Raw genomic sequence first — 15,191 nt, 5'->3', positions numbered from 1 at the left:
TAACTAAATGTTATCTTTCCTTTTTTGGGATTGTGATTTCCGTTTTTCCTTCCTTTGACATTGCTGCAATTACTTGCTGGATTATAAGATTTTTCAATTCTTCTTCGTCATAATGAAGTTTAGTAGCATATTCTTTAACCAATTTCTGAAACGAAGAATTCTCTTTAAATAAATTTAACTTGCTTGTAAGTACCAACATACTTTCAGGTGCAAATTGAAGTATACTCTCAATAGTTGTTAATAGTTTTTGTTGTTGTTTTATGAGTTGATTACGTTGGGACAAATCTACTCCAACACCATAAACACATTTTTCTCCTTTATAGATAAACCTTGAAGAAATAAAAAGCATGGGTTTTCGTTCTCCATATTTAGAAATAAATTCAGTTTCAACCTCTGTGTATCCCTTGTCGATTACTTTTTTAAAATGTTCTGTTAATATATCTCTTTGGGTAAAATCAAAAAAATCCCAAGGAGTAAGATTTTTCATATCATTATCTACATAACCACTTACTTCTAATAATTTATCATTCCATAAAAGAAATTTACCTTCTTCACTGAACAAAAAAATTACGTTTGGAAGATGTTGTATAAGTTGTCTATTAAGATTACGTTCTTGTTCAAGTTTTTTATGAATTTCTTTATTTTCAGAAATATCTACAAGAAGCCCTCGTAAAATAACAGGTTTACCATTTTCAGAAATCACTCTCACACGATCCTGCAACCAAACATAATCACCAGATTTCTTCATCATTCGATATTCGAAAGTATGATCTTTTGCATTTAGAGTTTGTTCATGACAAAAATGAATGGCTGCTTCCCTATCTTCAGGATGAATATGATTTTGCCAAAAAAATGGTTTTGTAAGCCAATCTGAAGGAGAATAGCCTAAAATACGTTCTACTTGATTGCTGATATAAGTGAATTCAAATGTAGCAGCATTTGCTTCCCAAATAATTCCTTCTACGCTTGTTGCAACAACTTCAACTAATGATTTTACAGATTCTAATTCTTGATGAGCCATTACAAAATCAGTTATATCTTGAAAAACTCCAATTAATTTATGAGGTTCTCCATTTTCATTTAAAAGAAGTTTCCCTGAAGAACGAATATATTTAATTGATCCTTTTGCTGTTATAAATCGCTTTTGAATACTGTATTCCTTACCTTGATTAATAGCGTCATTCATTTCTTGAACGGCTCTATCTCTATCTTCAGGATGAATGACCTCAATGCCCTTATTATAATCTACTGGGAATGACTGCGGAGGATATTCTAAAATCATATAAACTCCATCAGACCAATATAACTCCTGAGTTTGCAAATCAAGTTCCCAACTACCAGTCTTAGCTATAGCTTCAGTTTGCGTAAGCAGAAAAGCCTCCCTATTTACCACCATTTCCCTACTATTAACTATTTTGTTTTTTTTCTGCATAGAAGGTTTTAAAAAATCATCTTTTATTAAACTGTGCTTATGACTTTTAAACTTTCAAACAATCATTTTAATCTTTAATAGAGATATTCTAGGATTAAATGAAATTAATAGAAAAATCATTTTGTAAAGTAATCATCACAACAAAGTGTTGTAGTGTAAATATATTTATTTTTTCTTAGAGAAAAAAAACACAACTCGCTTATTCACTGCACTAAAGGATATTATTTAACAAGAAATTACTCTTTTAAATTGATTTCATTGAATGAAAAAATAAATAATTCACATCAAAAAGAACAATCAGAAAGCAAAAACAACTTTTAAATCAAAAAAATTAACATAAAGATAAAAAAAAATCATTTTTTTAACACAAAAAAATACATTACAAAATATTTTATGACTATTCCTTAAAACAATACAGTTGTTAAGTCTTTCTCACCAGTTATTAAGCTATGGTATAGTACTTATAAAGGGTTAGCGACATTTGTTAAAAGTTTAAAAAAAGATTATTAAAAAACAAGAACAAATGCGACGCCTATGATACCAAAATTACATTCAATATTATGGCAATCTCTTTTTCTAATAGTATTTTTATCGACACTTCAGAATGCAGAGGCTCAGTGTTCAAACAACTTCATTCGTCCTTCAGACAGTTTTCAAGTGGTAGGATGGTCTCCAAGATGTAATAATGGGACTGATGGAGAAATTCAGATAACTAATATTTCAAGTACGCTAGGACAAGGCAACTTCACTAATCAAAACTATTCCGTTCGTATATTATCTGGACCAAACGCCCCAGCAACCTACCCTATTAGCACAAATTCGGCTTCTATAACTTTATCTGGCCTATCTTCAGGAACATATACATTAGATATTATAGACCAATGTGGCGGTAATAGTGCCGACAAAACAGTAACGCTTACTAATCCTCCGCTTAACACGACTTTAGCAACAACAACTTATCTTCTTAAAGACAAAACCAACAACTCCTTGTATAATGAATGTGGTAACACATTAAAGTACAGAATGTTTATAACCTCAACAACTACAGCAGGAGATGTTATTTGTATTTTTACAAACAATCAAGGTAATACGCTTTCATTCATAAAAACAATTATTCGCTTACCCCAAGTATCAAATAAAATTGAATTCTTAGACATCGAAATTCCAACAACTTTTTTCAATAATCAAGATATTAACTATTCTGTCTCTAATATGTGTGGAGTATTATCAAATGGGACTTTAGCTTTTCCAACAACAAACAACATAGTTTATGGCATCCCAAGCATTATCGACACATCAAACCCTCAAAATGAATGTATTGTAGGTTATAACATTAAAGTGTTTAGAGATTTTATGACCAATCCAATAACAGTTACTGTAGAAGAAGCAATAAATCCTGGTGTAACACCTTTAAATTTTATAGGTGAACCAATTACTCCAAGTGTAGTTAACTTACTACATCTTAATTCAGCACCCATGGGTATGGGGACAGAAATTTCTTTAGGACTCAAATACAATATTGATTATAATATTACTTTCACTGATGCTTGTGGCTTAATGGTTACCAAAACTATGGTACAAACTATTACTCCTTTCAATCCAACTATGAGTTGTGGAACAGATTCATCTATCGCGGACGAATCTGGCTATTTTGATGACGCAGCGTTAATTAAATATGATGGTGTAGCTATTTCCAGTAATGCAGTTGGGCCATTGACTTTGAGTATAAATTCAGGTCCTTCAAATTATACCACCTCTTCTGGTAGCAACAACATACTTTCATCTGTAATTACTCAATACCCTTATTCAATAGCAATTTCATCGCCTTTTTCTAATGGTTACATCTCAATGAATGGGATTCGTACTTTTCCTCCAGGATTATACAATATGACCATTACTGATGCTTGTGGCAAAACAAATACATTTGATTATAATGTAAGTTGTACTAGAAATTCTAACATATCTCATTCCTTAATGACATGTGAAACGGTAACCCAAGAAAACATTGGTGTTAAAATATTCATTCCTAAAGGGCTTTTAGGAACAAATGCCACCATATACAAAGCTAACGGAAATGTTGCCATAGGAGGTATCATAAACTCTGGTGCACCATTTTATTATACAGCTTCTTCATCATACGGTACTCTAACAATTAATTTACCTAACAATACAGAATACTATTTCAGATATGGAGGAGTTACACAAAATGGAAATTTAACGGAACCAATACAATTTGGAGGTAATGGAGCTCTACAAAGATTACAGGGAGGATATTTGTATGAGTATTACTTTAAAACAGAATTATCCCCTTTTCAATTCGAGGCTATTCAAGCCTGTGGCACATCTGTAAATATGACTGCTTCTGGTGGAACTGCACCATATACATTCACAGTTCTAGACGCATCAGGTAATGCTCAATTATTTCCTAACCAAAGTTCAGCTTCTTTCTCGGGATTAATTACAGGAATGTTGTACACTGCAAAAGCTATTGACGCTTGTGGAAGAGAATTCACACAACAATTTCAAGTATTACCACTTCCTATACCTACTTTTGAGACAATCATTCATCCTAATTGTCAAAACAATTTAGGTAGCGTTACAATAAAAGATCTTCCCACCAATTGGACTATCACAATGAATCCAGGAAATATTATTTTTAACAATACCAGTAGCTCATTCACCATCAACAATTTGGCTCCAGGAAATTATACTTTTTCTGTTCAAGACAACATCACTACTTGTACAGAAAACCAATTATTAAATATAACTATCAACCCACAACCCATTTGCCCTATTGCTTCAAATGATATTGCTAATTATAGCTTAGGAATCCCCTCTACTGTAAACACGTTAGAAAATGATATTACTGGCGCATTAGTAAATCCTACTTCTGTAAGTTTAGTTACTCAATCCAATAGTACAAATATTGTTAGTAATAATAATCTTATTATTAACATGGATATTATTAATGAAGGGTCATGGACTGTAAACACTACAACAGGACAAATTTCATTTAATCCACTTGCTACATTTAATGGCACTCCTTCTTTAATAGAATATAATGTAAGAGACTTTAATGGAAATATTAGTAATAATGCTACAATTACCTTGGATTTTCTACCAATAGCAACAAATGACACCTCCTATTATACTCCGGGAGTTCCTGTCACAATAAGCATTATAAATAACGATACACTAGGTGATCTAGTTAATCCATCAACAATTAGTCTTTTACCTTTTGGAAACTCAAACCAAAATAACTCAACACAAGTTGTTCAACTTACCATTAATAATGAAGGCAATTGGTCTATAGATACTAATATTGGGACTGCGACTTTTACACCTTTTTCTGGATTTACAGGAATTCCTACAACACAACAATATACAATAAAAGATTTTCAGGGTAATCTTTCTAATATCGCTACTATCAGCCTAAATAAAAATTGTTCATTTCAAGTTAACTGTCCTTCTTTTCCCGACACAACTGTAGCATGTTATAATGATATACCAACAGTTTTTCAACTTACAGAAGCTGAATTTGAAATGTTAGGTAACGGAAATGGAAACATTGAAAATACTTCTTGTGGTATAATAGAAATCACTGCTTCTAATTCACCTTTTACTGGTTGCAACACAAACATTCAAAGAACATATCAAATTACTGAATATGAAGACACAAATACAAATGGAGTAAGAGATTTAAATGAGAATACAATTCTAAATTCCATTATTTGCACTCAAGTTATAAATATAAACGACACAATACCTCCAACATTTAATGAAACACTTCCAACAAATCAGTTAGTAGAGTGTGACGCTGTGCCAGCAGCAGCATTATTAACCGCAACAGACAACTGTGGAAATGCAACTGTTACTTTTAATGAAGTGCGTTCTAATGGCAACTGCGCTAACAATTACACAATCACTAGAACATGGATAGCTTCTGACACTTGTGGAAATATTATTACACATACACAAACTATTAATGTAGAAGATACTACACCACCAGTTTTTAATGAAGACCTTCCTTCTAACATTACTATAGAAAACAATAACATTCCAGCAGTCGCCATCTTAACAGCAACTGATAATTGTGGAAACGCTACGATTACCTTTAATGAAACGCACACTGATGGCAATTGCCCTAACAATTATACGATTACTAGAACATGGAATGCTACTGACTCATGTGGAAACATTACCACACATACACAAATTATAAACATTAAAGATACAACTGCTCCAATATTCAACGAAACACTTCCTTCAAATAGCATTTTTGAGTGCAATTCAATCATTCCAACACCTGTTATCTTAACTGCAACAGATAATAATGGAATTGCGTCAGTAATTTTTGAAGAAGAAACCACAAATGGGAATTGTCCTGGAAATACTATAATTACTAGAAAATGGAAAGCTATCGATGCTTGTGGGAATGAAAACATCCATATCCAAACTATTACTATTAATGATACAATCCCACCTGTGTTTGATGGTATACTGCCACAAGACCAAACATTGGATTGTGATAACATTCCAGTACCTCAAACACTTACAGCATCAGACAGTTGTAGCAATGTAACTGTGACTTTTGAAGAAAAAGAAATAGAAGGAGGCTGCAAAAGTAAATACCAAATTATACGAAAATGGACAGCTACCGACACATGTGGTAATACAGCAACTCACACCCAAACCTTATCACGTAAAAGTATTTAATGCTGTATCACCAGATGGAGACGGAAATAATGATATTTTTTATTTAGAAGGCATAGAATGTTTTCCTAACAACTCTGTAGAAATATTTAACCGTTGGGGAGCAAAAGTTTTTGACACAGTAGGATATGACAATACAAAAAATGTTTTCAGAGGTAAATCTGAAGGACAAAATACCATTTCAAAAAACGAAGAATTACCTACAGGAACTTACTTCTATGTTTTACACTATGATTTTAATTCTAATGGAAGTCAAAATGAAAAAATAGAAAAAACAGGATATCTATACGTTGTAAACAAATAGAAAAATGGAGATGATTTTAAAAAAAATAGGCAACACATTAATCCTTAATTTATTCATAGGAATATCACTTCCTTGTTTTTCTCAACAAGACGCACTATACACAAACTATATGTACAATACCTCAACTATTAATCCAGCATATGCAGGGACAAGGGAAGCATTAAGTGTTTTTGGATTACATAGATCACAATGGGTTGGTCTGGAAGGTGCTCCTATTACAAGTTCTTTTACTGCACATACCCCTTTAGGACTTTCAAACACAGGATTAGGAATATCATTTGTGAACGATCAAATTGGTCCTTCTGTAGAAAATAACATCTCAATAGATTTTGCTTACAGAATTTTAATAGGCTTAAATACATTATCCTTTGGAATCAAAGGCTCTGCAAATTTATTAAACATTGACTATCGCAAACTGGACATTTATGATATGTCTGATTCAAAATTCCAAAATAATGTCGATAATCAATTTTCACCAAATGTTGGAGCTGGATTATATTGGTACTCTAATAATCATTACATAGGGTTATCAATACCTAGTTTTCTAGAAACCAAACACTATAATGATAATTCTTACTCATTAGTCAAAGAGCGTATGAACTATTATATTATGGGAGGATATGTTTTTAGTTTAAGCGATGATATCAAACTTAAACCTGCTTTTTTAACTAAAATAGTACAAGGATCAAAACTACAATTAGACACAACTGCAAACTTAATGTTTTATGACAAATTCATAATTGGAGGATCTTACAGATGGGACGCAGCAGTTAGTATTCTTACAGGGTTTCAACTAACAGAAAAATTTTTAGTAGGATATAGCTACGATACAGACTCTAACCGTTTAGCAAATTATAATTCAGGATCACACGAGATTTTCTTAAGATTTGAATTACTTCCAAAACAAGAAAAAATTTATGCGCCACGATTCTTTTAATCTTTAGCAAATGAAAAATAACTATATATTCATTTTTTTACTTACCTCTGCAATAGTTTTATCCCAAAAAACACTATTAAAAAAAACGGATAATGCTTTTGAGAACCTTGCTTACATGGACGTTGTAAAAATTTATGAAAAGGCAGTAATAAAAGGACATGGTACTCCTGAAATTTTTCTAAAACTAGGTGATTCTTATTATTTTAATGCAAATTACTCTACAGCAAATAAATGGTACACAAAAGCTATTGAAACCACTAACACTATTGATCCTGAATACTATTTCAGATATGCTCAATCATTAAAATCAGTTGGTGAACAACAAAAAGCAAATGAATATTTAAAAAAATTTTCAGAAATAAAAAATAACGATTCAAGAGGAATTCGATTTTTACAAAAGAGCAGTACAAATACTGAAATTCAGGAGCACAATGAATACGAGCTGACTGATGCAGGAATCAACACAGAATATAGTGAATATGGTGTGGTTTTCTATAACGGAAATTTAATTTTCACAAGTAGTAGAAAAAACCAAAATCAGACGAATCAAATACATCAATGGACAAAACAACCATTTACTGATTTATACTTTGTTTCGGTAATTTCAGAAAGTCAATTAGGAAATGAAATACAAAATTTTGACCCTTACATCAATTCAAAACGAAATGAATCGACAGCCGTTTTCACTAAAAATGGAAAAACAATATATTTTACTAGAAATGATACTGAGTCCAAAAACAAAACCAACAGTGTTTTTTTAAAAATTTACAAGGCCACCTTTAATAATGGTCATTGGGAAAACATAACCGAATTACCTTTTAATGGCTCAAATTTCAATTGTGCACATCCTACTTTAAGCAATGATGAAAAAAAACTATACTTTGTTTCGGATAGGCCAGGCACATTAGGGCAATCAGATATTTTTGTGGTAACAATACATGAAGATGGTACTTATGGGACTCCTTCGAATTTAGGAAACTCAGTAAATACTGAAGGACGCGAATCGTTTCCGTATATAACACCCAATGGAGATCTTATTTTTGCCTCAGATGGTCATTTAGGTTTAGGAGGATTGGATTTATTTAAGGCAACTCTAAACCCCTTAAATAATTCTTTTAGTAAAATAGAAAACTTAGGAATCCCTTTTAACAGTAGCTATGATGACTTTACCTACTTAGAAGCCCCTAATGGCAACTATGGTTTCATTTCATCAAATCGTCAAGGAGGAAAAGGATATGATGATATATATAAATTCGCTAAAAATAAAAATCTTGTTTATGATGATACGCTACAAATCTCGGGTCAAATAATCGATAGAGAAACAGGTATAGGTATTTCCAAAGCTATTGTAACAGTATTTAATGATGAATACAAAAAAATTGAATCGATAGAAACAGACACCATTGGAAACTATAATTGGAGCGGTAAAACCTCAAGTAAGAACATATTTATTCGTTCTGAAGCCAAAAATTACCATACACAAGAACAACTCATCAATATTGAAAAAAACTCTAATAGCTTTATTTACAACCCTATATTACCAAAACAAATACATAGTATTAAAACAGGAAAAGATCTTGCAAAAGCATTAGAAATTGAAAACATTCATTTCGATTTAGACAAATGGGAAATAACCCAAAAGGCAGAAGAAAAATTGGCACTATTACTTGTTATACTTCAAGAATTTCCGGATTTAAATTTAGAAATACGCTCACACACTGATAATCGTGCCTCAACAAATTACAATTTGGCTTTATCCGAAAAAAGAGCTAAAGCTACTGTAGAATGGCTAATAAAAAAAGGAATTACTAAAGAAAGACTTCGTTATAAAGGAATGGGAGAAACACAACCCCTAAACCAATGCAAAGACGGTATTGAGTGTAGCGAAGAACAACATCAAATCAATCGTAGAAGTGAATTTATTATATTCTAAAAAACTTATGATTGTGTAAAAAACTTTAATAAATCGCACAATTCAAAAACATTAGAATATCTATCAAGATTTTTTACATGTAAAGAATTAAGATACTAAAAAATGAAAAACACGTTCAAAAAGATAAAACTAACTTTTGAAACACTAAATAAAATATTTAGCATCAAAAACTTAGCTTTTTCAAAACAAAAGGATTTTTAATTCAGTTATTTTGCCTTTGTGAGGGCCTATATTTTTATTATCTTGCATGATATTGATAGTTTAAAATGTTTCTAAAAAAGGACTATTCTTAATATTTAGGCAAACCATGTGGAAAGAAAATGAGATATTACGCTCAAGACTTCTGGAAGAATATAAAATTTTTGACACTTCTCCAGAACAAATGTATGACGACATAACTGCTATGGCCGCATCAATTTGTAACACTCCTATTGCTTTAATAACTTTAGTTGACAAACACCGTCAGTTTTTTAAGTCACATTTTGGAATTGAAATAAACCAAACTCCAATAGAACAATCTATATGCAATCATACCATAAAATCGAATGAAGCTTTTTTAGAAATTAAAGATCTTCGTATTGACAATAGATTTGAAAATCACCCTATGGTTATAGGAGAACCAAAAATAGTATACTATTTTGGTGTTCCTCTCATTTCAGAAGATGGCATTCCTTTTGGCACGTTGAGTGTCATCAATACCAAAATACAAGAATTAACAAATATTCAAAAAAATGCTCTAAAAGGTTTAGCTAAACAAGTTGTCTATTTACTTGAACTTAGAAAAAAGAATTTTTTATTAGAAGCTTATCGAAGAAAGTTAGAAGGGCATTCTAAAGTTATGGAAGAATTCGCCTTTATAGCTGCACATGATTTACGTTCTCCACTAAGAGGTGTTAACTCGTTTTTAAAACTTCTCGAAAGCAAAAACGATCATTCATGGGATGAAAAAGACAAACAGTACTTTAGTTTCATCTTCGAAAATGTCCAACGAATGGACAAACTTGTTCTAGATTTACTAGATTATGCAAAAAGCTATATGACACATAATCATAACGCCATAGTAAACACAAAGGAGCTAGTAAGTGATATTTTTAAAGGACTAACTAAAGAATATACTATCAATCGCCCTGAATTATTACTTTCCGAATTACCAACAATAATCTCATCAGAAATTGCACTAACAATAATTTTCCAAAACCTGATAGCCAATGCATTAAAATATCAATCTGGAGGAAAAACACCAAAAATAGAAGTTAGTTGTAAAGAGAATGAGGCAGAATGGATCTTTGAAATAAAAGATAACGGAATTGGTATTGAACAAGATAATCTAGCTATAATTTTTGAGCCTTTCAAACGGCTTCATAATCAATCCGAATTTAGCGGTAGCGGCTTAGGACTTGCCGCCTGTAAAAAAGTAATTGAATCGCTAAAAGGCACTATTAAAGTTACGTCAGAAAAAAACAACGGTAGTAGATTTATTTTCACAATTCCTAAATAATACTTTCTCTCAAGTAGTAAAACTATTAGCTAAAAAAGGAATCGATAACAAGCCAATTTTTAACGTTACTAACTTTTTAACTAAAATGAAAAACTATGAATCTATACAAATTAAAGGTAACAGCTACGTTTATACTGATATTGTTTCAGATGGTGGTTTTTTCGCAAACTAATCCTCAAATAAAATATATTGATTCACTAAGCAATTTAGTTAAAAAATCTCAAAAAGATAGTACTCGCGTGGTCTTGTTAGAAAAAATAAGCCTTGCTTATGCCAACAGCGATCCTTCCAAAGGACTTGAATATGCAGACAGAGCTTACAAATTAGCCACCGAAATGAATTTGAAAAATCGGCAAGCAGCTTCAATGGCTATGATGGCTGTAAACCATTTAGCGGCATCAAATCCTGAAAAAGGGATTGAATACAACCAAAGGGCAATCGAAATATACAAATCGTTAAATAACAAAAAATCAATCGCAGCAGTATATTCAAATCTTTCGCAAATTTATCTACGACAAGGAAATTACGACAAGGCATTAGAATGCAGTTTCAATGCACTTGCCGTATACGACCAAAGTAAAGAATACCGAAACAAAGCTATCGTACTTGAAAACATTGCAAACATTCATTACGAACTGAAAAATTTAAAAAAAGCAAAAAACTACTATACCCAAGTCCTTGAACTTTTTAAATCCTACGGTTTAAAAACCGATTTGGCCCGTTGCATGGGCAATATGTCACGCGTGGAAATGGATAAAGAAAACTATCCAAAAGCTTTGGAATACCTAAAAAAAGCACTCAAAATCAATCAGGAATTAGGAAATATAAACTCCGAACTCATCAACCTTACCAATATCGGAAACGTATATTCGAAACAAAAACAAAATAAAAAGGCTCTTATCTTCATGAAGAAATCGCTCGAAATGAGCGAAAAACTCAACATGAAAAATTCCATTGCGGTAAACAAGGGCAACATTGGGAGCATCTATTTAGAAATGTACAAAGAATCAGGTCACTCAGACATAAATTTATTGCAAAATACGATAAAAAACACCCAAGAAGCCATCAGTATTTGTGACAGTATAGGGTTTATTGCTCCAAAAATGGAATTCACACAAATTCTAACAGAAGCCTATTCTCTTCAAAAAGATTATAAAAGAGCATTTGAAACCTTACAAGAAAAGACCAATCTTTCCGATTCCTTAAAAATCATGGAAGCTAGCCAAAAACTTTCGATTTTAGAAACAGAACGGGCAAAATCCCTGAAGGAAAAACATTTAGTCATTAAAAATAAGGAACTTGAAATCATTCGGCTGAAATCAGAAAAGAAAACATTATTTTATTTATTGATTATTTCCGTTTTAGTAGTTATTTTTGCTTTTATTGTAAGAAGCTTTCTCCAAAAGCAGAAAAAACACAGTCAAATTTTGTCTGAAATAAAACAAATCCAATCGCATGAAATACGTGGGCCTATAGCAAGTATATTAGGACTAACAGCTCTTTTAAAAGAAAAACCAGCAGAGGATTTTTCAAAAAGCAAACTATTAGAAGGTATTGAAGAACTAGCTTTGAGATTAGACGAAATTGTAATCAAAATAACTAAAAACTCAAGTTTATAAATCTAAACCAATCATTAAGGCGAATTATAACTAAAAACATCCTTCTGAAAACAATATTAATCATAGACGATTCAATGTTTGACCGCTTAATTGCCACTGAGGTTATTAAACATCGTATGCCTAATAATGAAATTATTGCTTTGGAATCTGCAGAAGAAGCTCTAGAATACATTAACAATACAATAAATACACAATCGACAATACCTGACATTATTTTTCTTGATATCAAAATGCCTAAAATAGATGGATTTGGTTTTTTAGAACGCTATGAAAAATTTCCTTCAACCATAACAGGCTTATGCAGAGTTTATATGTTGAGTTCTTCAATAGATCCAGATGACATAAACAAAGCAATGAAATCTAAACATGTTTATGATTTTATTGAAAAACCTTTGACAAAAGAAAAAATCGAAAAGCTTTTCTCTAATTTATAACTATAGCTAGTTTTCATAGAAAAGATTCTATAACAAATCATAACCAAAAAAGTAAAGCTAGATAAACGACACTTGGCAATACCCTTAAAAACGATTTTATTTCTTTCTTATGTAATTAAAAACATATTACTTAAAAATTGCAAAAAACATAAATTTCTTTTTTGTAAATTTGAGTAAATCACAAAAGCTTAAATGCTTAAGAAAAGCATGAGAATAGTAAATGCCATTGTAATTGAAAACGAATCAGGAACTGCACAAATTTTAAATAAATTTGGTGAAGACAATTCATTAATATTAAACATTATTGAAACTGTAGAGGATATTACTCATAGCTTAGAATTAATAAAACTTCACAAACCAGAATTAATTTTTTTACATGCAAGTTCTGAAAATCTTAAAAACCTAAAACAAATAACCGACCTAGATTTTAATACACCTAAATTCATCTTTATGTCGGATGAACCTCAAAAAGCTTATGATGCCTTTAAGTGTAATGCTGTAGATTTTCTTTTAAAACCTTTAGACTTCAATACCATTATAATTTCTATTTACAAAGTAATTAAAACAATAGAAATGGAAATTAGTTTTCAAAACCAAAAGTTACAACAAATAGACTCTATAAATTCTAAACATCGTAACAATGAATATATTGCTGTTGCTTCTATAGATAAAATTGAGTTATTAAAAATAGAAGATATTATTTTTTGCAAAGCAGAAGGAAAATATACAGAATTTATCCTAACCAATGGTATAAAAATACTTTCTAGCCGAAACTTAGGAGAATATAGCAGCATTTTAAGTGACAATTTTTTCTTCAGGATTCACCACTCATATATAATAAATATCAAACATGTAGTAAAAATTTCTAAAAAAGAAGGCTTCTATTGTGAGTTTTCTAATGGAATGACACTTCCTATCGCAAAAAGAAGACAAGAAGAATTCATCAAATTTATCAAGTTATAAAGTTTTTCAATGAATTACAGAAGATTACTATATTTTTACAAAATTAAACAAAGACGATTTTATGACACCACGATTTAATAAATTGATGGTTATTGACGACAACCAATTTGACTGTTATATAACAGCCAAGCTAATTACTAATATCAACTTAACAAACGAAGTACTTGAATTTAATTCAGCTGAATTAGCTTTACAATATTTAGTGGAAAATCAAAACGATCCCACTATGTTGCCAGAAATTATTTTCCTAGATATTTACATGCCTATAATGGATGGGTTTGACTTCATAAATATGTTTAAACTTTTACCTGAAACAGTAATTAATCACTGTGAGTTATGTATTGTATCAACTACTGTTGATGATTATCATATTTACAAAGCAAAAATTGATGAAAGTATACGATTATTTACAAGTAAACCAATATCGGTAGAGTTTTTACAAAGTCTTACTAAAAATTAATATTTCAACTTTACCTTAAAAGTGTTACACTTTTTCTTTTTTCTGTTTCATATATAATAAAGATGTTTTAAGATTCGCTTTTTTTATGGGTTTACATTAAGTTATACACTATAAAATTTAAAAATACGTATCTTTGACTCATGTTATCATTTTTCAAATCTAAGCCAGTTTTAAAAGACATAATACCTAATAATTATGTAGACATCCATTCCCACATTCTCTTTGGTATTGATGATGGAGCCAAAACAATAGAAGACACAGAATATTTAACATCAGAGTTAGAAAAAATAGGCTTTAAAAAATTTATCACCACACCTCATACTTTCGCTGGATTTTGGGACAATACAAAAGATGGAATTCTAGCAAAAGAAAAGGAAACTTTAGAATTACTTTCTTCTAAAAACATCTCTATTAATCTAAAAGCAGCATCAGAGTATTTAATTGATGATCATTTTGTTTCATTGTTTAAAAAAGGAGAAATTTTGACTTTAAAAGACAATTTAGTTTTAGTTGAAATGTCTTATCTAAATGCCCCTATTAATTTGTATGACATCCTTTTTGACTTACAAGTAGCTGGTTACAAACCTGTTTTAGCTCATCCAGAAAGATATTTATTTTATCACAAAAATTTTGACGAATATAAAAAGCTTAAAAATGCTGGCTGTTATTTCCAATTGAATATGCTTTCAACTGTAGGCTATTATGGAAATGAAGTGACCGAAACAGCTAAGAAATTGCTAGAAAAAGGCTTATATGATTTTGCCGGTTCTGATGTTCATCATCAAAAACATATTAAAGCATTTGAAAATAAAGTTTTATTTAAAGACACGAAGGTATTAGAGGAAGTTATTAGAAACAATAATTTTTTCAAATAAAAAATATTTACAATAAAAAAAAC

General features: G+C 30.8%; 11 protein-coding genes. 10 read left to right on the top strand and 1 reads right to left on the bottom strand.

The features are described 5' to 3' along the window. Nucleotides 1-10: 10 nt before the first annotated feature. Nucleotides 11-1,432 (bottom strand): PAS domain-containing protein, encoded by a 1,422-nt coding sequence (locus LJY17_RS15250; protein ID WP_264544654.1) that lies wholly within the window; start codon nucleotides 1,430-1,432, stop codon nucleotides 11-13. A gap of 534 nt (nucleotides 1,433-1,966) precedes the next feature. Here LJY17_RS15250 and LJY17_RS15245 point away from each other — a divergent pair. The 10 genes from LJY17_RS15245 to LJY17_RS15200 all read left to right on the top strand — a co-directional run bounded on the left by LJY17_RS15245 (nucleotide 1,967) and on the right by LJY17_RS15200 (nucleotide 15,168). Then, the gene (locus LJY17_RS15245) at nucleotides 1,967-6,148 is read left to right on the top strand and encodes a hypothetical protein (RefSeq protein ID WP_264544653.1); all 4,182 of its coding nucleotides are present in this window, start codon (nucleotides 1,967-1,969) and stop codon (nucleotides 6,146-6,148) included. Further along, on the top strand, nucleotides 6,099-6,449 hold the full coding sequence (locus LJY17_RS15240) for a gliding motility-associated C-terminal domain-containing protein (protein ID WP_264544652.1): 351 nt from the start codon (nucleotides 6,099-6,101) through the stop codon (nucleotides 6,447-6,449). Before LJY17_RS15245 ends, LJY17_RS15240 begins: the two co-directional genes overlap by 50 nt. 4 nt (nucleotides 6,450-6,453) lie before the next feature. Next, the gene (locus LJY17_RS15235) at nucleotides 6,454-7,386 is read left to right on the top strand and encodes a PorP/SprF family type IX secretion system membrane protein (protein WP_264544651.1); all 933 of its coding nucleotides are present in this window, start codon (nucleotides 6,454-6,456) and stop codon (nucleotides 7,384-7,386) included. A 10-nt stretch (nucleotides 7,387-7,396) separates the two neighbouring features. Beyond that, complete coding sequence (locus LJY17_RS15230; protein ID WP_264544650.1) at nucleotides 7,397-9,319, top strand: OmpA family protein; 1,923 nt, start codon at nucleotides 7,397-7,399, stop codon at nucleotides 9,317-9,319. 307 nt (nucleotides 9,320-9,626) lie between these two features. Beyond that, nucleotides 9,627-10,817 carry a sensor histidine kinase gene (locus tag LJY17_RS15225; RefSeq protein WP_264544649.1) on the top strand — a complete coding sequence of 397 codons (1,191 nt, stop codon included), beginning with the start codon at nucleotides 9,627-9,629 and terminating at the stop codon, nucleotides 10,815-10,817. Nucleotides 10,818-11,062: 245 nt separating this feature from the next. Beyond that, nucleotides 11,063-12,436, top strand: coding sequence for a tetratricopeptide repeat protein (locus LJY17_RS15220; RefSeq protein WP_264544648.1), 1,374 nt, complete (start codon nucleotides 11,063-11,065; stop codon nucleotides 12,434-12,436). Then, nucleotides 12,433-12,870 (top strand): response regulator, encoded by a 438-nt coding sequence (locus tag LJY17_RS15215; protein WP_319800136.1) that lies wholly within the window; start codon nucleotides 12,433-12,435, stop codon nucleotides 12,868-12,870. Before LJY17_RS15220 ends, LJY17_RS15215 begins: the two co-directional genes overlap by 4 nt. Nucleotides 12,871-13,062: 192 nt before the next feature. Then, nucleotides 13,063-13,833, top strand: coding sequence for a LytR/AlgR family response regulator transcription factor (locus tag LJY17_RS15210; protein WP_264544647.1), 771 nt, complete (start codon nucleotides 13,063-13,065; stop codon nucleotides 13,831-13,833). Between the two features lie 61 nt (nucleotides 13,834-13,894). Continuing rightward, nucleotides 13,895-14,293, top strand: coding sequence for a response regulator (locus tag LJY17_RS15205; RefSeq protein ID WP_264544646.1), 399 nt, complete (start codon nucleotides 13,895-13,897; stop codon nucleotides 14,291-14,293). A gap of 140 nt (nucleotides 14,294-14,433) precedes the next feature. Then, complete coding sequence (locus LJY17_RS15200; RefSeq protein ID WP_264544645.1) at nucleotides 14,434-15,168, top strand: tyrosine-protein phosphatase; 735 nt, start codon at nucleotides 14,434-14,436, stop codon at nucleotides 15,166-15,168. Nucleotides 15,169-15,191 lie beyond the last annotated feature (23 nt).

The sequence above is a fragment of the Flavobacterium hankyongi genome, from assembly GCF_036840915.1.
GTDB classification, from domain to species: domain Bacteria; phylum Bacteroidota; class Bacteroidia; order Flavobacteriales; family Flavobacteriaceae; genus Flavobacterium; species Flavobacterium hankyongi.
Note: the sequence above shows the minus strand (reverse complement) of the source record. Positions and strands in the feature narration are given on the sequence as shown.